The organism is Sinomicrobium halophytocola (assembly GCF_052983395.1).
The window spans coordinates 130,412-153,617 of sequence record NZ_JBRKIT010000028.1; the positions used below are offsets into that span (position 1 = coordinate 130,412).

The 23,206-nt window shown below is 43.2% G+C and carries 24 protein-coding genes; 11 read left to right on the forward strand and 13 right to left on the reverse strand.

Annotated features, from left to right (window positions below; translation table 11 throughout):
* Positions 1-178: 178 nt before the first annotated feature.
* The 7 genes from ACVBDY_RS11470 (at position 179) to ACVBDY_RS11500 (ending at position 6,962) form a co-directional block, all read left to right on the forward strand.
* Positions 179-805 carry a DUF5683 domain-containing protein gene (locus ACVBDY_RS11470; RefSeq protein WP_447175792.1) on the forward strand — a complete coding sequence of 209 codons (627 nt, stop codon included), beginning with the start codon at positions 179-181 and terminating at the stop codon, positions 803-805.
* A gap of 104 nt (positions 806-909) precedes the next feature.
* Entirely contained in the window at positions 910-1,611 is a 702-nt protein-coding gene (dapB, locus tag ACVBDY_RS11475) for a 4-hydroxy-tetrahydrodipicolinate reductase (RefSeq protein WP_447175623.1), read from the forward strand.
* Positions 1,612-1,707: 96 nt separating this feature from the next.
* Positions 1,708-3,243 (forward strand): signal peptidase I, encoded by a 1,536-nt coding sequence (gene lepB / locus ACVBDY_RS11480; RefSeq protein WP_447175624.1) that lies wholly within the window; start codon positions 1,708-1,710, stop codon positions 3,241-3,243.
* 49 nt (positions 3,244-3,292) lie between these two features.
* Complete coding sequence (locus tag ACVBDY_RS11485; RefSeq protein WP_447175625.1) at positions 3,293-3,922, forward strand: WbqC family protein; 630 nt, start codon at positions 3,293-3,295, stop codon at positions 3,920-3,922.
* 199 nt (positions 3,923-4,121) lie between these two features.
* Positions 4,122-4,736 carry a hypothetical protein gene (locus ACVBDY_RS11490; protein ID WP_447175626.1) on the forward strand — a complete coding sequence of 205 codons (615 nt, stop codon included), beginning with the start codon at positions 4,122-4,124 and terminating at the stop codon, positions 4,734-4,736.
* A 150-nt stretch (positions 4,737-4,886) separates the two neighbouring features.
* Entirely contained in the window at positions 4,887-6,470 is a 1,584-nt protein-coding gene (gene lepB / locus ACVBDY_RS11495) for a signal peptidase I (protein ID WP_447175627.1), read from the forward strand.
* 180 nt (positions 6,471-6,650) lie between these two features.
* Positions 6,651-6,962 (forward strand): DUF6122 family protein, encoded by a 312-nt coding sequence (locus ACVBDY_RS11500; RefSeq protein ID WP_447175628.1) that lies wholly within the window; start codon positions 6,651-6,653, stop codon positions 6,960-6,962.
* A 10-nt stretch (positions 6,963-6,972) separates the two neighbouring features.
* Here the strand turns inward: ACVBDY_RS11500 and ACVBDY_RS11505 are convergent, their stop codons facing one another.
* The 8 genes from ACVBDY_RS11505 to ACVBDY_RS11540 all read right to left on the reverse strand — a co-directional run bounded on the left by ACVBDY_RS11505 (position 6,973) and on the right by ACVBDY_RS11540 (position 13,876).
* Positions 6,973-7,254, reverse strand: a complete 282-nt coding sequence (locus ACVBDY_RS11505) for an Rdx family protein (protein WP_447175629.1) — start codon at positions 7,252-7,254, stop codon at positions 6,973-6,975.
* 26 nt (positions 7,255-7,280) lie between these two features.
* The gene (locus ACVBDY_RS11510) at positions 7,281-8,327 is read right to left on the reverse strand and encodes an endonuclease/exonuclease/phosphatase family protein (RefSeq protein WP_514360663.1); all 1,047 of its coding nucleotides are present in this window, start codon (positions 8,325-8,327) and stop codon (positions 7,281-7,283) included.
* 71 nt (positions 8,328-8,398) lie between these two features.
* Positions 8,399-9,274, reverse strand: a complete 876-nt coding sequence (locus ACVBDY_RS11515) for a rhomboid family intramembrane serine protease (RefSeq protein WP_447175631.1) — start codon at positions 9,272-9,274, stop codon at positions 8,399-8,401.
* 241 nt (positions 9,275-9,515) lie between these two features.
* Complete coding sequence (locus tag ACVBDY_RS11520; RefSeq protein WP_447175632.1) at positions 9,516-10,259, reverse strand: rhomboid family intramembrane serine protease; 744 nt, start codon at positions 10,257-10,259, stop codon at positions 9,516-9,518.
* Complete coding sequence (gene mutL, locus ACVBDY_RS11525; RefSeq protein WP_447175633.1) at positions 10,260-12,191, reverse strand: DNA mismatch repair endonuclease MutL; 1,932 nt, start codon at positions 12,189-12,191, stop codon at positions 10,260-10,262.
* Positions 12,191-12,481 (reverse strand): riboflavin synthase subunit beta, encoded by a 291-nt coding sequence (locus ACVBDY_RS11530; RefSeq protein ID WP_447175634.1) that lies wholly within the window; start codon positions 12,479-12,481, stop codon positions 12,191-12,193. Before ACVBDY_RS11530 ends, mutL begins: the two co-directional genes overlap by 1 nt.
* A gap of 145 nt (positions 12,482-12,626) precedes the next feature.
* Entirely contained in the window at positions 12,627-13,109 is a 483-nt protein-coding gene (gene ribH / locus ACVBDY_RS11535; RefSeq protein ID WP_447175635.1) for a 6,7-dimethyl-8-ribityllumazine synthase, read from the reverse strand.
* A gap of 2 nt (positions 13,110-13,111) precedes the next feature.
* Complete coding sequence (locus ACVBDY_RS11540) at positions 13,112-13,876, reverse strand: tetratricopeptide repeat protein (protein WP_447175636.1); 765 nt, start codon at positions 13,874-13,876, stop codon at positions 13,112-13,114.
* Positions 13,877-14,007: 131 nt separating this feature from the next.
* Between ACVBDY_RS11540 and recF the strand changes: the two genes are divergently transcribed.
* From recF to ACVBDY_RS11555, 3 genes are all read left to right on the forward strand, one after another.
* Positions 14,008-15,084 carry a DNA replication/repair protein RecF gene (gene recF, locus ACVBDY_RS11545; RefSeq protein WP_447175637.1) on the forward strand — a complete coding sequence of 359 codons (1,077 nt, stop codon included), beginning with the start codon at positions 14,008-14,010 and terminating at the stop codon, positions 15,082-15,084.
* On the forward strand, positions 15,081-15,536 hold the full coding sequence (locus tag ACVBDY_RS11550) for a lipocalin-like domain-containing protein (protein WP_447175638.1): 456 nt from the start codon (positions 15,081-15,083) through the stop codon (positions 15,534-15,536). Before recF ends, ACVBDY_RS11550 begins: the two co-directional genes overlap by 4 nt.
* Positions 15,537-15,675: 139 nt before the next feature.
* Positions 15,676-15,972 (forward strand): DciA family protein, encoded by a 297-nt coding sequence (locus ACVBDY_RS11555; RefSeq protein ID WP_447175639.1) that lies wholly within the window; start codon positions 15,676-15,678, stop codon positions 15,970-15,972.
* A gap of 100 nt (positions 15,973-16,072) precedes the next feature.
* Here ACVBDY_RS11555 and ACVBDY_RS11560 read toward each other — a convergent pair whose 3' ends face one another.
* Positions 16,073-16,492 carry a nucleoside-diphosphate kinase gene (locus tag ACVBDY_RS11560; RefSeq protein ID WP_447175640.1) on the reverse strand — a complete coding sequence of 140 codons (420 nt, stop codon included), beginning with the start codon at positions 16,490-16,492 and terminating at the stop codon, positions 16,073-16,075.
* 334 nt (positions 16,493-16,826) lie between these two features.
* Positions 16,827-18,725, reverse strand: coding sequence for an OmpA family protein (locus ACVBDY_RS11565; protein WP_447175641.1), 1,899 nt, complete (start codon positions 18,723-18,725; stop codon positions 16,827-16,829).
* Between the two features lie 253 nt (positions 18,726-18,978).
* On the opposite strand from ACVBDY_RS11565, the gene ACVBDY_RS11570 reads away from it, so the two are divergent.
* The gene (locus ACVBDY_RS11570; protein ID WP_447175642.1) at positions 18,979-20,565 is read left to right on the forward strand and encodes a peptide chain release factor 3; all 1,587 of its coding nucleotides are present in this window, start codon (positions 18,979-18,981) and stop codon (positions 20,563-20,565) included.
* A gap of 18 nt (positions 20,566-20,583) precedes the next feature.
* Here ACVBDY_RS11570 and ACVBDY_RS11575 read toward each other — a convergent pair whose 3' ends face one another.
* From ACVBDY_RS11575 to ACVBDY_RS11585, 3 genes are read right to left on the reverse strand one after another with little or no spacing between them, the layout of a single operon-like run.
* Entirely contained in the window at positions 20,584-21,321 is a 738-nt protein-coding gene (locus tag ACVBDY_RS11575; protein WP_447175643.1) for a class I SAM-dependent methyltransferase, read from the reverse strand.
* A gap of 42 nt (positions 21,322-21,363) precedes the next feature.
* A complete protein-coding gene (locus ACVBDY_RS11580) occupies positions 21,364-22,314 on the reverse strand; it encodes an NAD-dependent epimerase/dehydratase family protein (protein ID WP_447175644.1) in 951 nt (316 codons plus the stop codon).
* Between the two features lie 3 nt (positions 22,315-22,317).
* A complete protein-coding gene (locus tag ACVBDY_RS11585; protein ID WP_447175645.1) occupies positions 22,318-23,142 on the reverse strand; it encodes a glycosyltransferase family 2 protein in 825 nt (274 codons plus the stop codon).
* Between the last annotated feature and the right edge of the window lie 64 nt (positions 23,143-23,206).

The following is a 23,206-nucleotide window of genomic DNA, read 5'->3' on the forward strand; positions in this document are numbered from 1 at the left end:
CCGGGATACAAAAAATAACGAGTACCGAATGCCAAGTACCAAAAGCCAATTATCATCCCGAAATGTAAGCGCCGGGTACCGTATTTCGGACACTGCGTGCCGGATTGTTGACGGGTATTATTATTCTATGGGAAAGCCGGATATACCTGCGGATGTGTTCTGCGGAAAGAAGATGTGGATGTTTATTTTTCTTTTCACTCTTGTGCTGACAGCGTATCACCCTTTATCCGCACAGGAGGACAAGCAGGAAGAGGAGGCGAAAGATGCTGTGAATACAGAAAAACCCGAAGCGATACAGGACACTATTTTATACGAAAGCTATACCATAGACCCTTTATCCCCCAGTAAAGCTGCATTTTACTCTGCGATATTGCCCGGACTCGGACAGATATACAACAAAAGATACTGGAAAGTACCCATTGTTTATGGTGCTATAGGTACAGGGCTGTATTTCTACATATCCAATAAAGATCAGTATCACAAATACAGAAACGCCTATAAAAGAAGGCTGGCCGGATTTTCGGATGACGAGTTCTATGATATTGACGGAGTCCCCAATGCAGACGGAAGCCCGGATGTATCCATGGATGCCCTCCGGAGGGCCCAGGAATACTACCAGAGGTACAAAGACCTGTCCCTTCTTATCACGATTGGACTATACGCCCTGAATATCATTGATGCCAATGTAGATGCACACCTTAAACAACACAATATAAGCCAGGACCTCACCCTTCGCCCGCTCATTGTCCCCAATGATTTTTCCACAGGTACAACATTCGGGTTAACATTGAGTTTTAATTTTTGATGCCCGGGATTGAGTTATCCGGTATAAGATAAAAATATCCGTGTTTTGGTGCAAGCACTAAAAAACAGAAGTCCAAAATAAAAAATCTAAACTGAGAGTAAAAAATGAAGATAGCATTACTGGGATATGGGAAAATGGGAAAAATGATAGAACAAATTGCTATTTCCCGTAACCATGAGATCGTAGCGAAAATAGATAATGAATTTACGGCACAGGACATTGCCGTTGCCGATGTCGCCATAGATTTCAGTGTTCCTTCCGCGGCTTTCGGAAACATAACTTCCTGCCTGGAAAACGGTGTGCCCGTTATTTCCGGCACTACCGGATGGCTGGACAACTATGATAAAGCCGTAGAACTTTGCCACAAACAGGGAGGTGCATTTATTTACGCCTCTAATTTTAGCCTGGGGGTAAATATCTTTTTTCAGCTAAACGAATACCTGGCCAGAATGATGTCTAACCTGAAGGAATACCAGGTAAGCATGGAAGAGATCCACCACACGCAAAAACTCGATGCTCCCAGCGGTACGGCGATAACTCTTGCCGAAGGTATTATAAAAAACAGCTCCAAAACCGGGTGGCAACTGGACAAGGCCGGTGCCAATGAAATACCGATAACGGCAAAACGCATAGAAAACGTACCCGGAACCCACAGCATACGTTACTCCGGAAAAGTAGACGATATCGAAATTACCCATACCGCACACAGCAGGGAAGGATTTGCCCTGGGAGCGGTTATCGCAGCAGAATGGATCATCGGAAAAACCGGGGTATTCAGCATGAAAGATGTATTAAATCTCGATTAGAACAACAATTTCCATGACCTTTTGCGTATTTTGCACCGGAAATAACACATTCCTGCCCCCGGAATAAGCAACAAAACAACATTCAATAAAATAACAATGACAGCAATAGAATGGTTTGTATTTTTTCTCGTACTGCAACTGGTTCATTTTGCCGGAACGTGGAAACTATATCAAAAAGCCGGAAGAAAAGCATGGGAAGCTCTTGTCCCCGTATACAATGCCGTTATACTGATGAAGATCATCAACAGGCCGTGGTGGTGGGTTATCCTGCTGTTCATTCCTATCATAAACCTCATTATGTTCCCGGTGATCTGGGTGGAGACCGCCAGGAGTTTCGGCAGGAATTCCACAACAGATACCTGGCTGGCCATACTTACCCTGGGACTATATATTTATTACATCAATTACGCCCTGGAGGTATCCCACATCAAAGACAGAAGCCTGAAGCCCAAAACGGCTACAGGCGAATGGATAAGTTCCATTCTCTTTGCTATTGTGGCCGCAACACTGGTGCACACCTATATCATGCAGCCTTATGTGATACCTACTTCCTCCCTGGAAAAATCCCTGCTGGTAGGCGACTTCCTTTTTGTCAGTAAGTTTCACTATGGTGCCAGGACCCCTATGACCACGGTTGCCGCACCTATGGTGCACGACACCATTCCCGGGTTAAAGATCAAATCATATCTGAACAAACCACAACTGCCTTACTTTCGTTTTCCTGCCCTGCAAAAAATAAAACGAAACGAAATTGTCGTATTTAACTGGCCTACGGACACCGTACGCTACTTTGGCGACCACCGGAGCCGGGACATTCGGAAACCGATAGACAAAAAATCCAATTACGTAAAAAGATGTGTCGGTATTCCCGGGGATTCCCTGGAAATAAGGGATGGTTATGTTTATATTAACGGAAAAAGAACTCAACTACCCGACCGGGCTAAAACACAATATTCATATACTGTAAACACCAAAGGAGGTGATTTAAGCCGGGCTTACATGTATGAAAGGTTTGGAGTAACAGACCCTTTTTACCGGGTAGGGAACAGTGCGTATCAATTCACTTCCCTTACCGAAGAAAGTGCGCTCCGCCTGGAAAAAACCCCTAATGTAGTAAGTGTGGAAAGACGCATAGAGCCGGGTGGCGGATCTAATGCCCGTATCTTCCCAAATACCGGGGAGACCACATGGAGCGGGGATAATTTCGGACCAATTTACATTCCGGAAAAAGGAAAAACCGTTGCACTCACTACAAGAGCCCTCCCATTTTACAAAAGGATCATTACAGAATACGAGAACAATGCCCTCGAAGTAAAAGGAGAACAGATATTCGTTAACGGCAAACAAACGGATTCCTATACCTTTAAACAGGATTACTTCTGGATGATGGGGGATAACCGCCATAACTCCGAAGACAGCAGGTATTGGGGATATGTTCCGGAAGATCATATCGTAGGCAAGCCGGTATTTATCTGGATGAGCTGGGACAGCCAGGGCGGAAAGGTACGCTGGGAGCGGGTATTCACAACGGTAGGTGGTTCGGGAGAGCCTGTTTCATACCTGAAATATGTATTGATTATCGCAATTGCATGGGTGATATTCAGCTTTATACTCAAGAAACGAAAAAAATAATAACGAACCGGGAACTGTACATACCCCGTTCCCGGTATCTTTTTTATTTATGGAACAAAAGATACTCATACACCCTACTTACTTTCCCTCAATTATGCATATGGTTACCCTAGTAAACCACCGGGTAATTTTTGAAATACAGGATAATTTTCAGAAGCAGACCTATCGCAACCGGATGTATGTTTACGGACCGGGAGGAAAACAATTACTCACCATTCCCGTGAAACACAGCAAAACGGGCGACCACCAGAAATACAGGGATATTCGTATAGAAAATAACTTTAACTGGCGGAAACAACACTGGAAAACACTGCAAACCGCTTACAGAACCTCACCTTTTTTCGAATTTTACGAAGATGACCTCGCTCCTGTTTTCGGGAAAAAATCCGAATTCCTGATGGATCTAAACTTCGAGACCATCCACTTTATCTGTGATATCCTCCAGGTAAATCCGGAATACGATAAGACATCTGCCTATGAAAAGGAAGTATCCGGCATAGCTGATTACAGGTGTATGGTAAATGCCAAGGAAGCCCCGGAAGCCACCCTTGAACCCTACACCCAGGTTTTCGGAGAAAAACACGGTTTTATAAATAACCTCAGCATACTGGACCTCATCTTCAACGAAGGGCCTAACGCCCTTAGCTATCTGGAAACCCAGATCCTCCCTCCGGTATAGTCCTCCCTGTTTACAAATCACATCGAAGATACTAACAGACGTTTTACTGCTCCAAATAACTATTCGGGTATGACAAGCGGCATTTAAGGTCGTTTTACTGTGGTATAGAACCCTAACCTCTCCCTTTGTCCCTTTATGGAAATAACGGTGATGGAATACAGATATTTTCGTATCAGTATTCCAATCAAAAACGTCCGTTATGCATCCATTCATCATATATTTCCTGTTCTGCCTTTTGCCTGTATTGCTGTCCCACTCCCAGCCTGTTATCCTGGTAAAATACGGTGATGATCCCGAAGTTGTTAAACACGAGGTCCGACAATACATGAAGTACCTGGATATTCGCGAAAATATACATTTAACCGTATACTATACCCGGCATATCCCCAGCGGCATGCAGGGAGTCACTTTCTGTCAAAACACCTATCAGTCCAATGGCTACCGGCACATCATTATCCGTATTGATCCCCGGTTAGATGCCATCCGCCGCAGGCTCGTACTTGCCCATGAAATGATACATGTAAAGCAATACGCTAAACAAGAACTCATTGTCCTGGATAAAGACCATGTTATCTGGGCCGGCAAAAAACACTATACCCACATATACAACAAACAAGCACCCTGGGAAATGGAAGCCTATAAGGCGGACCGATTATTAGCCAGGAGGTTCCGCAAAGAAAAAACAGCCCCTCCTCCCCGTCCATATCTTGTCCGTACCACCCGCGATACGGGAGACATTGCTCTGAATCCACAAGATATTTCCTATGTTCACTCCGCTCCTTTGATAAAATCCTGCAAAATACCTGAAAAATAACCGGATCCCTGCCATGGATTTATTTTAGATTTTTCATACCTACACCGGAACAGTTTGTTAAACATGCGTTAACTTTGCGATTAACTGTAACGCTTTTGTGTATTTTAACACTCTTAAAACATAACAAACCTAGTAAAGTATTTCCTTCACATGACTGCAACAGGCTGGTTCTTATTTTTCCTCTTTCTGCAACTCGTTCATTTCGCCGGAACATGGAAACTATATCAAAAAGCCGGAAGAAAAGCATGGGAAGCCCTTATCCCCGTATACAATGCCGTTATATTGATGAAGATTATCAACAGGCCGTGGTGGTGGGTTATTCTGCTGTTCATTCCTATCATAAACCTCATCATGTTCCCGGTGATCTGGGTAGAGACCGCCAGAAGTTTCGGCAGGAATTCCACAACGGATACCTGGTTGGCCATACTTACCCTGGGACTGTATATTTATTACATCAATTACGCTCTTGAGGTATCCTACATAAAAGACAGAAGCCTGAAGCCCAAAACGGCTTCAGGCGAATGGATAAGTTCCATTCTCTTTGCTATTGTGGCCGCAACGCTGGTACACACCTATATCATGCAGCCTTATGTGATACCTACTTCCTCTCTGGAAAAATCCCTTCTGGTAGGTGATTTTTTGTTTGTAAGCAAGTTCCATTACGGGGCAAGGGTCCCGATGACTACCATTGCCGCGCCTATGGTACACGATACCATTCCGGGACTGGGAATCAAGTCCTACCTGTTCAATGACGACATCTCCAAAAAAAATACTTCCGTGGCCAATAAATTCCAGCTGCCGTATATGCGGCTTCCGGGATTCGAGAAGATAGAACGCAATGAAATTGTAGTATTCAATCAACCTGCAGATACGCTGCGGGATATGAATGATTTTCACCCGGACAGGAACTATTACAAACCCATAGATAAAAAAACAAACCTGGTAAAGCGATGTGTCGGCATCCCCGGTGACTCCCTCGAAATAAAAGACGGCTATGTCTATATTAACGGAAAAAAGACCCAATTGCCCGACCGCGCCAGGACACAGTATTCCTATACCGTGAAGACCAATGGCAGTGACCTCAGCAGGGCCTATATGTATGAAAGATTTAATGTTACCGATAATTTCGGACGAATGTCCAACGGCGACTACTTCTTTATTGCCCTTACCGAAGAAAGCGCTCAGCGTCTGGCTAAAAGTCCTAATGTAGAAAGTGTAGAACGACAAATCGAACCTGCAGGCACACCCAATCCCCGTATTTTTCCGAATTCCCGGAACGGCAAATGGAGCGCAGATAATTTCGGTCCGATATATATTCCGGAAAAGGGTAAGACTATCGCACTGACACCGGAAAATCTACCATTGTACAAACGGGTAATACAGGAATACGAAAACAATACCCTGGAAATAAAAGGGAACGAAATCATTATCAACGGAAAACCTGCAAATTCCTATACTTTTAAGCAGGATTATTACTGGATGATGGGCGATAACAGGGATAATTCCATAGACAGCCGTTACTGGGGGTATGTACCGTTTGACCACGTAGTGGGAAAACCGGTGTTCGTCTGGTTCAGCTGGGACAAAACAAGTAAAAGTGTCCGCTGGGACAGGGTATTTACTACGGTCAATGGCTCAGGCAAGCCGGTTTCCTACTTTAAGTATTTTATTATTATTCTGGCTGGATGGATCATTTACGGCTTTATCCGGAAAAGGAAAAAACAAATACGATGAACCTAAAATCCATAGGTTTCGTTTGCAATGATTTTTTTTAGTTCATGAGCTGAAGAAATTATCAGGTCATACAGGCAACACTTAATAACTCAATCAACTTATTAACCCGGAATATAACCTTTTTAGAAGCCAATCAGGAGCACTAAAGAGCATAGTTTTAACGCTTTTTGAGACCAATAAATGTTACGATTCATTATCCATTACGGACTGCATTTTATTTTTCCCTTACTGGTAGCTTATTGGTTTTACAGGCCGAATTTTATAAAAGTAAGTATAATTCTCCTCGCCGGGATCTTAATTGACGTAGATCATCTCCTGGCTGACCCTATTTTTGACCCCAACCGTTGCAGTGTAGGATTTCACCTGTTGCACAGCTATATTGCCATAGCCCTGTATATCCTGTTATTTGTTTGGAAACCCACACGTATTATCGGACTTGCTCTTTTACTGCATATCCTGGCAGATACGGCAGATTGCCTTCTAATGCCCTGAAACCAGAAGATCATACCTTATCAATATGTCCCAGGTCTTTTCCGGGCTGAATACGGTCGCGCAGCCATTGCTTTAACTCTTTGATCTCAGCAAAGCCCCCGTGACGTTTTCTGTCAAACAGCAGTTGATTATCCACATAGATCCGGTATATACCCGCTGTTTCACCGGGCTTCAGGGTCACTCCTCCCAACTCTTCCTCAAAAGTAGATAAAAACTCCTGCGCCATATATGCCGCGCGAAGCAACCATTTGCATTTAGGGCAATATTCTATAGTAACCACAGGTTTTGTCATGAGGTAAGTATTTAAGCTATCTCCAATTATTTCTCCTTCTTGTCCGATGCGGTTTCGCCCAGGCGAATAGTAGCCATAACCGGGTAGTGATCGGACAACCGCTCCGAATAGTTCTTATATGCAGTAACTTTCATATCCGGATCGGACAGGATAAAATCAATCCGTATGGGAAAATAGTCAAAATCATAAGACCTGCCGAAACCACTTCCCATTTCGATAAACGAATCCTTCATCTCCCCTCTTATCTGCCTGTAAACATAGGAATAAGGTGTATTATTAAAATCCCCGGCAACGATCATTTTATGCCGGCATTTCTGCCGGTGCTCATCGAATATCTCCACCTGGCGATGCTGCAATGCAAAAGCATTCCCCATACGTTTGTAAAGCATTTCGGGATTTTCCACGGAGATATGCTCCTTACTCGGTACAATATGCAGGGATTCGAGATGCAGGTTGTATATACGCACCGTATCTTTCCCTTTTACAATATCCGCATAAAGGGCATTATTCCCCGTTTTCGGAAATTCCAGGGAACCCCTTTCCACTATGGGATATTTCGAAAATATAGCCTGCCCGGTACGATTGTTCAACGTGGTATACTTAATGAACTGGTACGGATAGTTTTTATTAAATGCGTCCTCCTGTTCATAATAAAACTCCTGTACACAAAGAATATCCGGGGCTTCCTTGTTGACAAGCTCCATGATCTTTTCCGGTATATCTCCTTCCAGCCAACCATATGCATTGAATATCCGTACGTTATACGTCATCAGCTTTACTCCTCCATCACTGCTTTCGGGCTCTCCTGAAATCCTGTACATGGCCCCTACATATTTATACCCTATTAAAAGTACAACAAGAGATAACATAAACTGTCGTTTTAGCTGTATCAGCCAATAGAGCACAAAAAACGTATTGACGATTATAAAAACGGGGACGGTAAGGCTTAACACAGATATAAGAGGAAATCGCTTTGGAAAGACATAGGGCAACACATAAGACAGTAACAACAACACCGCAAAAACGGTGTTCATAAAAAAAATGACTTTATTGAGGAAACCCAGTTTTTTCACTGCTCGTTCGTGTTGAAATATTAAAGATGTGATGAAATACGGCGATTGTCCTACATTGTAAATTATCTATACTAATCTTTCCCCGCCTGAAACAGGAAATCTTTTTCCGCTTTGGTAAGGCTTTCATAACCGCTCTTACTGATCTTGTCGAGTATTTCATCTATTTTCTGCTGGCGATCGTCCTTATCCGTGTAGGAAGTTCTCCCGGAAGCCGTTGATTTTTTATTTCGATGTACTGTTTTGAGTGGTGTGCGCGGGTTTCGTTTAAAAAGGTTTACCACTCCCGATATCAGGCGTTCAAATCCGGAACCTATGTCCCTGCCATTATACAGGTTTTTCGCATAAACAAACCCCAGCAAAGCACCTCCCAGGTGTGCCAGGTGACCTCCCGCATTACTGATGGGAATCTGTACCAGGTCTACCAGTACCGCAAACACGCCTACATACCAGAGCTTAATATTAATCAGGAAAAACAATCGTACTTCCTGGTTTGGCATATAGGTACAGACAAATATCAAAATAGCCATAACCGCGGCCGAAGCTCCTATAAGTGTTGTATTGATACCCGCAAATGCCGGAAACAGGTTATAGCTGATCATGAAAACGAGCCCGCCCGTGATGGCCCCGAGGAAATAAACGTTTAAAAAACGTCTGCCCCCGAAAAGGTTCAGAAATATCCGTCCGGAAAAATAAAGCAGCAGCATGTTCCAGAAAATATGGGAAAAACCCGCGTGAAAAAAGGCATAACTTATAATAGACCACGGTTGACTGATAAAACTACCGAAACTCTTCGGTAACTCAAACCACCGGATAAAAAAGTCTGAAGGCAATTGAAACAAAAATACCAGAAGTATATTAAGAATAAAGACCAGTACATTGATCACAATGAGCTTCTCCGCTATATTTAGCGTCGAATATTTATATTTTATATCGCTGCTGATACTCATATACCATTCAAAATTTAGACTCCTTTATTTAACTGCCATCTAAAATCGTTGCAACCCCTATCGTTCTTCCGATCAAAAACTAGGAATATTCTCACGTTTTTATTTGTCTTTTCCCGTAAGCCTTTAATTCCATACGGAAGGTTGCACTACCATACAACTCTGCATCCGATATTATCCATTAGGCAGGCAGACATGACCTCTCTTTCTCTTTATTAACTCAAAGACTACGAAACTTCCCCGGCTAATTCCACCTATTGTTATTAAACTGGTTTTTCTTCCAGTACCACATCATAATAAAGCCGAACAGGGCCCCTCCTACGTGTGCAAAATGTGCTATTCCACCTCCGAAAAGGGAATATCCCGTAAACCCTGAAAAGAGGTCCAGCCCTATCAATACCGGGATAAAATACTTCGCCTTGATGGGAATAGGAACAAAAATAAGAAACAATTCCGCATTGGGAAACATCATGGCAAAAGCCACCAAAATACCATATATCGCGCCGGAAGCCCCTACCGCAGGTTGTATATAGCTGCTCAAAAAGTTATCGATAGTACCTTTAGGCGCTACCTGATACCAATAGTCATTATATTTCCCTTCGCGAAGTAGTGCAAATATGTCTTCCTCTTTAATCCCCGCATGCATCAAGGCTTTTAATCCTTCACTAAACTGATAGTACCCTACACCCGTATGAATAAGTGCAGCTCCCAACCCGGCAGAGAAATAGAAAAAGATAAATTTATTGCGACCCCACATCTGCTCCAGCGGAGATCCGAAGGCCCACAAGGCATACATATTAAAAAAGATATGCATGAAGCTGCCATGCATGAACATATGTGAAACGATCTGCCATAATCTGAAATGCTCGTTTTTAGGGAACCATAAGGAAAATAATTCAATCATCTGATCGTGATACAACTGCGTCGCTACGAAAAACAGTACGTTTATGATCAGCAGGTGCTTAATGGCTTCTGTTATTCTGTACATTTATAAAAATTTTTTGTCGAGATCTTCTACGGTTATGGTTATATACGTGGGCCGGTTAAAAGGTGATACGTTAGGTTCTTTGCAGGCAAAAAGGTTGTTCACCAGGGCTTCCTGCGAAGCTTCGTTCAGCAGTTCTCCCGTTCGTACCGCAAGGGTTTTACTCAGCGATTTTGCCAGTCTGTCGGTTTGCGAAAAACTACTGTCCGGTATTTCATCTTTAAAATCGGCTATCAGTTGCTCCAGTATAATGCTTACTTCACTTTCGGAAACACTTGCCGGAATACCCGTAATGGCAATTTCTTCCCCCTCCAGTTTGTCAATGGCAAAACCGATAAATTCCAGTGTATCCCTTAATTCTTTAAGCAGGGCCATATCTGTAGGCGAATAATACAATACAATAGGGAACAGCAGCTGTTGGCTTATCCCTTCCTTAACGGTCATTTGTCTTAGAAATTGTTCGTACAGTACCCGCTGGTGCGCCCGGTGCTGGTCAATGATCACCATACCGGATTTTATCGTGGTAACAATATATTTTTTATGGAGTTGGTAAGTGGTAAACGAAGGTCCGTTATCCCGTGTATCGTCAAATAACTTTCCGCTTTGCCTTTCGACTGTTCTGCCCACTTCTTCCGATTCGATTTCTACAGAGCTGAAATCATCCGGTCCCGATTTATTCTCCGCTCCCAGTCCCACATACAGGCTTTCCCATTCGGATTGCTTTCCCTGTTTCCCGAAACTTTGCCATGAAGGCCTGCTATCCCCGGATTTTGCCGAAGTACCTGCCGCGCTACCGCCGGAAAAGGAAATTTTATTTTCTTCCTCATCCCGGAAAGGATTAAAATCGGAGTCCACCTCAATGGTAGGGACATGTATCGGTTTGTTTTTATATTCGTAAGGAGTATCGAGGCCTGCATCTTTATCAAAATCCAGTACCGGGGCGATATTGAATTGTCCGAGACTGTGCTTTATGGCCGATCGCAATATAGCATAAAGGGTGTGCTCATCGTCAAATTTAATTTCTGTTTTAGTGGGATGGATATTGATATCTACCGTAGCCGGGTTTACCTCCAGGAACAAAAAGTATCCGGGATGTGCCTGTTCTTTTATGAGTCCTTCAAATGCGGACACTACGGCATGATGCAGATACGGACTTTTAATAAAACGATTGTTTACAAAAAAAAACTGCTCTCCCCTGCTCTTTCTCGCGTGTTCGGGTTTATAGACAAAACCGGACAACCTGACCACTTCTGTATTTTCTCCGACAGGCACCAGTTTTTCATTCGTCTTACCTCCAAAAATGCCAACCACACGCTGTCTGTAATTCGAGACAGGCAACGAAAAAAGGTCATTGCCGTTATGATACATTTCAAAATGGACATCCGGATGGGCCAGGGCAATCCGCTGAAACTCATCTATAACATGACGAAGCTCCACCTGATCCGATTTCAGGAAATTCCTCCTTGCAGGGATATTAAAAAACAAATTTTTCACTGCTATGGAAGTACCTGCTACGGTAACAGCGGCTTCCTGTTCTATGATTTTACCGCCTTCCATACGTATTCTTGTACCCACCTCTTCATTACGCGGCCTTGTATGCATCTCTACGTGCGCAATGGCCGCAATTGAAGCCAGGGCTTCTCCCCGGAAACCTTTGGTTCCCAACTGAAAAAGGTCTTCTGCCGAACGTATTTTGGAAGTGGCGTGCCGTTCAAAACTGAGCCGGGCATCTGTAGGGCTCATTCCCAGGCCATTGTCTACTACCTGCACCAGAGTTTTTCCGGCATTCTTTACAATGAGTTTGATTTCCGTAGAACCGGCGTCCACGGCATTTTCTATGAGTTCCTTCACCACAGAAGCAGGCCTTTGTACCACCTCTCCTGCCGCAATCTGGTTAGCAACATGATCCGGTAAAAGCTGTATGATATCTGCCATTATATCTTGAAGGTGAAAATGCTTAGGTCAAAATCGATGATAAAAAGGAACAGGAGGATTAAAATGATTGCAATAATAAGTACGGTCCTGTTTGCCCTGCGGTCCGGATTGCCTTTCATATCCTCCAGGGCATTGTTTATTTTGTTCTTGAGTCCTTTACTATCCCCCGTAGCCCTGCGGAATTTCTCGAAACGGCCTTCCATTTGAAAAGGGCTCCCTTCCTTGTCACTTTTATAGTAACGAGGGATATAATTGAACTTCTTATTTTTGCGCGTCTTAAATACTCCCATAACTCTATACCCCCAAAATTACTGAAAATACTACAAAAATGTAAGTAGACGGCGATTAAATTTTTGAAGCAGCAAAGGATAACGGGTGGTCAGGGACTTGCCCCACTCCCGCATACACTAATTATTTGCAGCTATTTACCGGAGATTATTCTCCCAGGGCAATCATTTTTATAGCGGCGATAGCAGCTTCGGTACCTTTATTACCATGTTTTCCACCACTGCGCTCTATGGCCTGCTGCATATTATTATCGGTAAGTACACAGAAAATTACCGGACGGTCATATTTTACATTCAGGTCTTTAATACCCTGTGCCGTCGCGCTGCATACAAAATCAAAATGTTTGGTTTCTCCTTGGATAATGCTACCGATGGCTATTACAGCATCGACCTCGCGGGTCTCCAGCATTTTTTTGCACCCGAAAGTGAGTTCAAAACTACCGGGCACATTCCACCGGGTTATATTCTCCGCTAACGCGCCACAGTCTACCAAAGCCTCCCGGGCACCGTTAAAAAGTCCCTCGGTAATATTTTCGTTCCATTCCGAAACAACAATCCCAAACCGAAAAGGTTTCGCATTTGGGATCGTTGCTTTATCGTAGTGTGATAAGTTCTTATTTTCGGTAGCCATATTTATTTGGAGCTTTCCAACTTTCCTATGTAAATATCTATCGTTCTGCCTTCTTCCGAGTTTGGATATTCATCCTTGATCCGGTTGAGATATTTCAGGGCCTTTTCTTTTTGTCCCAGCTCCTGAGCAGTAATCCCTGCCTTAAAGAGAAATCTCGGCGTCGTAAATTCATTTTTACCAGCAGCAAAAGCATCTTCGTAATAGCCCAAGGCCTCCTCTGGTTGGTCCAACTGCATAAATGCATCTGCTATACCTCCTTTGGCCAGTGGCCCCAGAACCCCGTCTTTCGTAGAGAAGTCCTGCAAATAAGTGATAGCCTCCTGGTATTTATTCATGTTCAGGTATGCCATCCCCGCGCTGTAATTGGCCAGGTTGGCGGCATCCGTGCCTTTATACTTGTCTATAATGTCCAGGAAGCCGTATTTTCCTTCCGCACCGTTAAGGGCAAGCGTATAAAGCGAATCTTTGTTGGTTCCGTTTACCGCCTCGTTAAAATATTGTTGTGCAAAGAAAGACTCGTTGGCCGCTTCGATGCTCTTAGGCTTCTTCACAAACTCCTGATATCCCAAAAATCCGAGTACCGCTACAGCTACCACTCCTATACCTATAAGTATGTACTTCTGGTTCCTGGCTACCCAGGCCTCGGTCCTGGAGGCGCTTTCGTCCAGCGTACCAAATACCTCGGCTGTTGTGCTGTTCGATTCTTCTAATTCTTTCTTCTCTTTTTTATTTTGTGGTTTATCTCCTCGTTTCTTGTACGTTGCCATCTTCAGACTTTATTTGTGCCGCAAAAATATAATTTTTATTGATATATGGAAGTGTATTTATTCGATTATTTTCATTAGTTTAGGCAACTTTCGGGCAGCGAACAACAATAAGAACCACAGCTTAAAAGGGAATGTTTTTAAAAAACCTATCATTAGTTAACTATAAGAATTTCAGTTCGGAAGATTTTCAATTTGACGAAAAGATCAATTGTTTCGTAGGTAATAACGGCATCGGAAAAACCAATATCCTGGATGCCATTTATCATCTTTCCTTCGGAAAAAGTTATTTCAATCCTATTGCCATTCAAAATATCAGGCACGGGGAGGAATTTTTTGTCATCGACGGCCAGTTTGAAAAAGAAGAACTTCAGGAGCATATTATATGCAGTCTGAAAAAAGGACAAAAGAAGGCTATTAAACGCAATGGCAAACTATACGAAAAATTATCGGACCACATAGGGCTTTTGCCTTTGGTCATTATTTCCCCGGCCGACCGTGACCTCATCATAGAAGGGAGCGAAACACGGCGAAAATTCATAGACAGTGTTATTTCACAGTCCGACAAGAACTATCTCACTCAGCTTATCCTTTACAACAGGGCGCTTGCCCAGCGCAATTCCCTGTTAAAATACTTCGCCCTTAACCACACCTACGATTACGATACCTTATCTATATACAATGACCAGTTACACACTTACGGGACCGAAGTATTCCGCATCCGCCAACATTTCCTGGCAGCGTTCATCCCTATTTTCCGGGAGCGGTACCATGCCATTTCGGCCAACGGTGAAAATGTAGACATATCTTATAGCAGTCAGCTATCGGAACAACCGCTGAACGAGTTGCTCAGTACCTCCATAAATAAGGACAAGGCCCTGCAATATACCAGCACCGGGATACACCGGGATGACCTCAGTTTTGAAATCGAAGGGTTCCCGGTAAAAAAATTCGGCAGCCAGGGACAACAAAAGTCTTTCCTGATAGCCCTGAAACTGGCCCAGTTCGATTTTATAAAACAACAGGCCAGGGTAACCCCCATTCTGCTGCTGGATGATATTTTCGATAAACTGGACGAAAACCGGGTGGCACAAATTGTAAAGCTCATGGATGAAAACTTCGGGCAGCTCTTTATCAGTGATACCCATGCAGACCGGACAGAAGCCGTGGTAAAGGAAACCCATCAAACTTATAAAATGTTCCGATTATGAGCAGGATGAATATACCCGGCAAAAAAATAAAGGCGCGAACCACAACCCTCTTCTTTATACTTTTTATAGCATGGGGCTGTACACAAAGCCCTGAGAAGCAATTAAAGGACATAAACGGATATTGGGAAATTGAAAAAGTCGAATTCCCGGACGGACAGGAAAAAGAATACAAGGTAAACACCACTATAGATTATATTGAAATAACGACAGATACCAGTGGCTTCCGCAAAAAGCTGCAACCTCGTCTCGATGGTGGTTTTTATGCTTCGGATGACCGGGAAAGTTTTACGATAACCGTCGAGGATGACTATATTTCACTGCATTATCACACCTCACTCAGCCAGTGGGAAGAAAAGGTAATAAAGGCAACTAAAGAACGGCTTATACTTCGGAATACGGATAATTTAAACTACTTTTACAAACGGTTCGAGCCTATAAATCCGGGCAAATGACAGCAATAAAAAAGACACCAAACCGCTCTGGACAATAAATCCAGAGTTTAGGGAGCGGCAATAAATTGCCATACTTATAAGGTTACTTGGTTATTTAGTCAACACGCAATTACCCAATAAATAAACAGAAAAACGCAAAATGGCAAAGCGACATAGCGAACATATACCTCTATCGGAAGCACTGAAAGCGTTTATAAAAGAAAACAGACTGCAATCGGGGATGGACAAGATCGATGTCCGGGATGCCTGGAAACAACTTATGGGTAGCGGCATTAACAACTACACCGCGGATATACAACTAAAAGGGGATACACTGTATATAAATCTTACGTCTTCCGTACTCAGGGAAGAACTCAGCTATGGCAGGGAGAAAATTGTAAAGATGATCAATGACGAACTGGGGAAAGAACTGGTAAAAAAACTGGTATTGCGATAGGGCACCCGCCACGGTTCCCACAAAACAGGAAGTACCGTGTTTTAACAATACCTCCTGTCTTCGGGGATTTTTTTCTATACTATATACTATTTACAAGCATTTAGAATATTTCTCTTCCGGCGAAATGGAATGCACTTTCTATAGCGGCATTTTCATCACTGTCCGAACCGTGTACAGCATTCTCTCCAATGGAAGTCGCATATAATTTACGGATGGTCCCTTCTGCAGCTTCTGCCGGATTGGTAGCACCGATAAGCGCACGAAAATCCTCAACGGCATTTTCTTTTTCCAGTACTGCAGCTACAATAGGCCCCCTGGTCATAAAATCTACCAGTTCACCGAAAAAGGGACGTTCTTTATGGATAGCATAAAACTCTTCCGCATCTCTCTTGCTTAGTTGTGTGTATTTCATAGCTACGATCTTAAAACCCGCAGCTGTGATCTTTTCTAAAATAGCCCCGATATGCCCGTTTTCTACCGCATCGGGTTTAATCATGGTAAATGTTCTGTTTGTTGCCATTTGCTTTTTTAAAATTTTGTGCAAAGGTACTCCTTTACTTATAAAGTACAAAGTCCGGAAATTCCAGGTACCGGTGGCCCGGATCAGGAATTCAGCTTATCATTAAATTCACCCCAGGCTTTGTGGTACGCTTTACCACCGTACCCCCCCGCACACAGCACTAGGATTACCTGATTTTACTTTATGACACTAAGAAACTGTTTTAAGTTTCCCGGCAATCTTTTTCTTTCCGGGCTACAAACAAAAAAGCTACCTGTAAAAGATAGCTTTGTTCGTTTTGTAATGAATGGTTAATACTTAGATCATATCGATTTTTTTCACTTTTTTATCTCTATTATTTCTTAATAATGATAAAAGAAGACCTCCTGTTCATCTGGTGCTCTTCTTCGGTGCAGTCCACTCCGTTGGCACAGTTGTTCAGTAATCGTTTCTCCCCGTAGCCTATAGCACTTTCTATACGACCCTTGGCAACACCCCTGGAATAGATATAATCGCGGGTAGCTTTGGCACGGTTATCGGAAAGTTTTTCATTGTAGGTGTCATTTCCCCGTGAATCGGTATGCGACTCTATTTTGATAACCATCTCCGGATGTGCGTTCATAACGCTTACTATATGTTCCAGTTCATACTCCGCATCAGGACGAATATCCCACTTATCATAATCGAAATAGATGGGATTAATTACAATTTCGTCTGCTATAATAAGTGGTGTAAGAGCTATATCCGCTTTCACCTCTTCTTTCCCTTTTACATTTACCTCTTTCTGTCCGGAACGGTAATCTTCCTGCTCGGCCACAACGGTATACACACCATCCAGGCAATCCCCTTTTAAACGGTACATACCGTCTACATCGGTCAGTACTTTTGCCACTACACCACCTCCGGGTTCTATGAGTCTAACGGATGCCTCAACCAATGGTTCTTCTGTACGACTGTCTGTAATAGTCCCCCTTATGGTGACCATACATTCCCTTGCGGTAAAATGGTAGATATCATCATCGCCCTTACCTCCCAATCTATTGGAAGACAGGTACCCTTCCGTATTATCTTCATTCATCATAAAAGCAAAGTCGTCAAGGGCACTGTTAATAGGCACGCCAGGGTTTTCCACCTTACCAAACCCACCACTTTGCGGCTCGCTTTTCTGAATATCCAGTCCACCGAGACCGGGATGTCCGTTAGAGGAGAAATAAAGCACCCCGTCTTTGTCTACAAACGGGAACATTTCCCTTCCCCTGGTATTAATCGTATTCCCCAGGTTTTGTGGTTCACTGTAGCTTCCATCATCCTGGATATCTACCACATAAATATCCGTAACACCGTATCCGCCTGGCATATCCGAAACAAAATAAAGTTTCTTCTCATCAGGACTTAAGGCCGGGTGACCTACGGAATAACTTACATTGTTAAAAGGCAGTTCGGTGATACTTCCCCATTTTCCCTCTTCATCCTGGATCGCTTTGTACAATTGCAGGTGCACCGTCCCTTCTTCATCCTTTTCGGACCTCCTTCCGTTATCCGAATTATCCCTGGTAAAATACATCGTTTTACCATCGTTTGTAATCACCATAGTAGCTTCGTGATACTGAGTATTGATCTCCCCTTCCAGCTTATAAATTTCGTCTACTTCATTACCTATTCGGTTCCCTGCGTATATATTAAGGAATGGCTGTTTGTTCCAGTCATATATCTTGGTCCTTCCTTTGGACGGTCGTGTAGACGCAAAATAGAACCGGTTTCCAAAGATAAAACATCCGAAATCCGAATATTCCGTGTTCATGGCCAGGTTATGCACATTGCCGAACAAACGGGCTTTAGGGTTGGTAAGACGGGTGTAATAATCCCCTTCTTCCAGCAGGCGTAGCATTTCCGGATCACTACCTCCTCTTTCGGCGGAAGCTTTCATCCATTTCATGGCTTCATCGTACTTTTCATTACCTTTCAGGGACTGTGCATACCGGAAAAGATAATCCGGTTTAACCTCTTCACCGTATTTGGACAATAATATATCGTACCACTTCTCCGCCTCCTTCATATTGGTATTGTAATAATAAGAGTCTCCCAAACGGCTGAGTACGTGCATGGATGAATCTCCCTTTTTGACCAGGGCTGCATAAAGATCTGCCGATTTTACATAAGCCAGTTTTTCAAAATAACGATCTGCAACAGTACGTTGCTGTCCGTAAGACCAGGTGATTCCCAAAAGAAGTAACAGTAGTAGTTTTTTCCTCATAATTTCACATTTTATCGCCCGAATATGCACTATTGCACCCCAAAAAGTTCTCCAAAAGACACTTTTCAGAACACTAATATAAAACTAAACTTTCAATATGCGATTCTGCATACTGTTTTTTTATCAGCTAAAAAAGAAAGAAACAGGCTACCAGATTTTTACAAACAGAAAGGGGAATATTGAAAATCAAACCCTGTCAACCTTTAATGGTTTGTATTATAATACTATTTTTGCAACCACAATAGAAGAATCTATGAGCTTAGTTAAAGAGATCAACAAAAGGAGGACATTCGGTATCATATCCCACCCCGATGCCGGAAAGACTACATTGACTGAAAAACTACTTCTTTTCGGAGGAGCTATCCAGGAAGCGGGAGCCGTAAAAAGCAATAAGATAAAAAAGGGAGCTACGAGCGACTTTATGGAAATAGAAAGACAAAGAGGTATTTCTGTTGCCACCTCCGTACTGGCCTTCAACTATAAAGACAAGAAAATAAACATCCTGGATACTCCGGGGCACAAGGATTTTTCCGAAGATACCTTCCGCACCCTCACAGCAGTGGACAGTGTTATTGTAGTAATAGACGTTGCCAAAGGAGTCGAAGAACAAACGGAAAAACTGGTACAGGTATGCCGTATGCGAAACATTCCGATGATCGTTTTTATTAACAAACTCGACCGGGAAGGAAAAGACGCCTTTGATCTTCTGGACGAAGTGGAACAAAAGCTCGGCCTGCAGGTTACCCCGCTTAGTTTCCCTATTGGTATGGGATATGACTTTAAGGGCATTTACAATATCTGGGAGAAAAACATCAACCTCTTTAGCGGGGACAGCAAGAAGAACATAGAAGAAACTATTGCTTTTAACAATATAAAAGATCCGGAGCTGGATGGCATCATCGGGGAGAATGCAGCAGATTCATTACGGGAAAACCTGGAACTCGTACATGGAGTATATCCGGAGTTTGACCGCGATGCCTATCTGAAAGGCGAATTACAGCCTGTATTTTTCGGTTCGGCATTAAACAATTTCGGAGTGCGGGAATTGCTGGATTGTTTTATAGACATAGCCCCTTTTCCGAGGCCTAAACAAAGTGAAGAGCGCCTGGTTAAGCCGGATGAAGAAACTTTTTCCGGCTTTGTCTTTAAGATACACGCTAACATGGACCCCAAACATCGGGACCGCCTGGCCTTTATAAAGATCGTTTCCGGTACTTTTGAGAGGAACACGCCTTATCTACATGTAAGGCATAACAAAAAAATGAAGTTTTCCAGTCCAAATGCTTTCTTTGCGGAAAAAAAGGAAATCGTGGATATTTCCTATGCAGGAGATATCGTGGGACTGCACGATACCGGGAACTTTAAGATAGGAGATACACTTACGGAGGGTGAAATACTCAATTTCAAAGGAATTCCGAGTTTTTCACCGGAACACTTCCGCTATATCAACAATGCAGACCCGATGAAAGCCAAGCAATTGATGAAAGGAATAGATCAGTTGATGGACGAAGGAGTAGCCCAGCTTTTCACCCTTGAGCTTAATGGACGTAAAGTAATTGGTACCGTTGGGGCACTGCAATACGAAGTTATACAATATCGCCTGGAACACGAATACGGGGCCAAATGCACCTATGAAAACTTCCCTATTCACAAAGCGTGCTGGGTAGAGCCCGAAGACCCGAAAAGCGAAGAATTTGCCGAGTTTAAAAGAGTAAAACAGAAATTCCTGGCTACGGATAAACAAGGACAGCTGGTATTCCTGGCAGATTCCTCATTTTCCATACAAATGACACAACAGAAATACCCGTCAGTAAAGCTGCATTTTTCTTCGGAATACTAGGGACCTGTTAAACCCAGATCAGTCTATCCGGCCTGCACGAAGCATAATAGGGAAAGTAACGGTTTTGGTATCCCGGCTTTCCCAGCTTTCTTTCAGCTCGTTATAGATCATTGCAACGGGATCCTTACCATTTTTGCTGATATAGTGCTTTACGGCCGACCAGGTCTCCAGGTAACCGCAGAGTTGTTCCAGGGTCCACCGATATTCACTCCGGAACTCCGGAGTTTTTTCTTCACGGAATGGAAAAGGAATGGTTTGGTATAATTCGTCTATATATTTTCTTTCCGGGTCCCAATAAGTCCCGAGAATATCGGAATACAGCTTTTGTATCACCCTATCCGTACTTTCATCTACCTGAAGAAGAGCATAGCCCAATACCGCCAATGCCCCGTCTTTCCGCAAGGTACGTCTTACCTCGGCATAAAATGCAGCAAAATCAAACCAGTGAATAGCCTGGGCCACGGTGATCAGGTCGAACTGTCCGTCGGTAAAACCTGTTTTTTCTGCATTTTCTACTTTATACCGGACATTTTCCTTTTGTTTCGCATTTTTTATCTGGTTCTCACTGAGGTCCGTAGCGTATACTTCTTCGAAATAACCCGCCAGCTTTACAGCAAGCTGACCATTACCCGTACCACAGTCCCAGGCACATTTCTGCTGTCTGGTTAGCGAAACGAGGTAAGATATCAGTTCCGAGTCATACCCGGGACGGAACCTGGAGTAAGCATCGGCATGTCCGGAAAAATTATCTTTCATATTATTGTTTTTAGCTTGGGCTTTTTCTTTCACATCGTACCGCTAGAGAAAATTATTCCGGTACCACTCTACCTGTCTGGTAAGTCCTTCTTCAAAAGAGGTCGCAGGATTATATCCTAACAGCTTACGGGCCTTATCAATAAGGGCCGTAGTACGCAACTGATCTCCCGGACGTGGCGGGGTAATTTCTATTTTCGCTTTTTTCCCGATGATCTTTTCTATAAGTTCTATGCCTTCTTTGGTAGTATATTCCTTATCCGAACCAATATTGATAATTTCTCCGGACACTACATCCTCCTTTCCTATCACGGCAGCTATTCCCGCTACGATATCCCCAACATAGGTAAAACTCCTCGAATGCTTTTCACTTCCTTCGAAAAGCGGGAATGATGTTTCCTCGAAAATGGATTTGATCAGTTTGGTGTAAAGTTTTTCCGGTCTTTCTCTAGGTCCGTAAACCGAATATAGCCGGAGCGAGCATGCATTGACCTTTCCAACGCGCTGTCCTCCCAGTACCAACTGTTCTGCCGCAAGTTTTGTGGTCCCATAGAAAGAAATAGGTTCGGGAACAGCCGTCTCGGGCAGGGTGGCCTCCTTTCCGTAAATGGATGAAGTAGCTATATTGACAAATAAGCGCAGGTTTTCATTTTCTTCTTCTGTCCATTGTAACAGGTTTTGCGTAGCAAAAATATTGTTCCTTACATATTCCTGCAGGGAAACATCCGGGGATATTCCGGGTTGTGCAGCAAAGTGGAATATATAATCCATAACCCCGGGCAACTTGTTTGTTAACGGCTCCGTAAGATCTGCTTCCGTAAAAATAACTCCGGCAGATTCGATATCTCTTACATTCCTTTTTTTCAGCGCCACGTCATAATAATCCGAAAAATTATCCACCCCGTAAACCGTATGTCCTTCGGCGGCCAATTGTTCCGCAAGATGCGACCCTATAAAACCGGCCGCACCGGTCACCAATATTTTATAATTTTCCATTATCTAATTCTCTTTCTTAATACCAAAAGGTGTCCACTTACTTTTGCTGCCCCTGGTGTGTTGTCGTATAGCCTGGTTTTTTGCGATAGATTCCGGGGTTTTGTATCCCCTGGCGTGATCGAGATGTATGCAGATGGCACTATATCTTATCTGTTTTCCTTTAATCCCGTAATTAAACAGGCGTTCCCCCAGTTCCCTGTCCTGCCCGCCATATTGCATGCGTTCATCAAAACCGTTAACCGCTACAATATCATCCTTCCACCCGGAAGAATTATGCCCGTTCCAGGTTGCTCCCGTCGGAGTTATAGCATTTAAAAATGTAGCTTTAAAACCTCCGGAAGTCAATTTATTATTCTTAAAAGAAGATTTCAACCCGTGTTCCTTCAACCAGTTCACATCAAAACAACGTCCGGTTTCGATATCTTCCCCCGAAATCTCCTCAGATATGGACATGGGTAACATAAAATACCCTCCGGAAAGGAAATACCCCTTTTCCTTATACCTGTTGTGTACTTCCAGGAAGTCATTTCTCGGAATACAATCCCCGTCACTCATTACAATATAATCTGCCGAACATTTCTCCACGGCTTTATTGAGTATCCTCGATTTCTGAAAACCGTCATCTTCCTGCCAGACGTGTACTATAGGATAAAAAACCTCCTGTTGTATCCGTTCCAGAAGCACCTTGGTACCCGGTCCGGAGCCATCATCGGCAATGACCATCTCAAAGTCTTTAAACGTTTGCATATTATACCCCCACAACACCTTTTCAAGCCAGGCTTCAGCATTATAGGTGCTAATAATCACCGAAATCGTCTTGTTACTCATGCTTTCGATTTATCTATATAAAGGCAAAAGTATGAATACAGATATATATCTTTGCCTTAAATCT

Coding starts and splice junctions, on each gene's coding strand:
- ACVBDY_RS11520 (WP_447175632.1), bottom strand. CDS start 10,259: ATGTACAGAATAACAGAAGCCATTAAGCACCTGCTGATCATAAACGTA.
- ACVBDY_RS11580 (WP_447175644.1), bottom strand. CDS start 22,314: ATGGAAAATTATAAAATATTGGTGACCGGTGCGGCCGGTTTTATAGGG.
- dapB (WP_447175623.1), top strand. CDS start 910: ATGAAGATAGCATTACTGGGATATGGGAAAATGGGAAAAATGATAGAA.
- ACVBDY_RS11505 (WP_447175629.1), bottom strand. CDS start 7,254: ATGACAAAACCTGTGGTTACTATAGAATATTGCCCTAAATGCAAATGG.
- ACVBDY_RS11570 (WP_447175642.1), top strand. CDS start 18,979: ATGAGCTTAGTTAAAGAGATCAACAAAAGGAGGACATTCGGTATCATA.
- ACVBDY_RS11550 (WP_447175638.1), top strand. CDS start 15,081: ATGAGCAGGATGAATATACCCGGCAAAAAAATAAAGGCGCGAACCACA.
- ACVBDY_RS11530 (WP_447175634.1), bottom strand. CDS start 12,481: ATGGGAGTATTTAAGACGCGCAAAAATAAGAAGTTCAATTATATCCCT.
- ACVBDY_RS11470 (WP_447175792.1), top strand. CDS start 179: ATGTTTATTTTTCTTTTCACTCTTGTGCTGACAGCGTATCACCCTTTA.
- ACVBDY_RS11560 (WP_447175640.1), bottom strand. CDS start 16,492: ATGGCAACAAACAGAACATTTACCATGATTAAACCCGATGCGGTAGAA.
- lepB (WP_447175624.1), top strand. CDS start 1,708: ATGACAGCAATAGAATGGTTTGTATTTTTTCTCGTACTGCAACTGGTT.
- ACVBDY_RS11575 (WP_447175643.1), bottom strand. CDS start 21,321: ATGAAAGATAATTTTTCCGGACATGCCGATGCTTACTCCAGGTTCCGT.
- ACVBDY_RS11485 (WP_447175625.1), top strand. CDS start 3,293: ATGGAACAAAAGATACTCATACACCCTACTTACTTTCCCTCAATTATG.
- lepB (WP_447175627.1), top strand. CDS start 4,887: ATGACTGCAACAGGCTGGTTCTTATTTTTCCTCTTTCTGCAACTCGTT.
- ribH (WP_447175635.1), bottom strand. CDS start 13,109: ATGGCTACCGAAAATAAGAACTTATCACACTACGATAAAGCAACGATC.
- ACVBDY_RS11555 (WP_447175639.1), top strand. CDS start 15,676: ATGGCAAAGCGACATAGCGAACATATACCTCTATCGGAAGCACTGAAA.
- ACVBDY_RS11515 (WP_447175631.1), bottom strand. CDS start 9,274: ATGAGTATCAGCAGCGATATAAAATATAAATATTCGACGCTAAATATA.
- ACVBDY_RS11540 (WP_447175636.1), bottom strand. CDS start 13,876: ATGGCAACGTACAAGAAACGAGGAGATAAACCACAAAATAAAAAAGAG.
- ACVBDY_RS11500 (WP_447175628.1), top strand. CDS start 6,651: ATGTTACGATTCATTATCCATTACGGACTGCATTTTATTTTTCCCTTA.
- recF (WP_447175637.1), top strand. CDS start 14,008: ATGTTTTTAAAAAACCTATCATTAGTTAACTATAAGAATTTCAGTTCG.
- ACVBDY_RS11565 (WP_447175641.1), bottom strand. CDS start 18,725: ATGAGGAAAAAACTACTACTGTTACTTCTTTTGGGAATCACCTGGTCT.
- ACVBDY_RS11490 (WP_447175626.1), top strand. CDS start 4,122: ATGCATCCATTCATCATATATTTCCTGTTCTGCCTTTTGCCTGTATTG.
- mutL (WP_447175633.1), bottom strand. CDS start 12,191: ATGGCAGATATCATACAGCTTTTACCGGATCATGTTGCTAACCAGATT.
- ACVBDY_RS11585 (WP_447175645.1), bottom strand. CDS start 23,142: ATGAGTAACAAGACGATTTCGGTGATTATTAGCACCTATAATGCTGAA.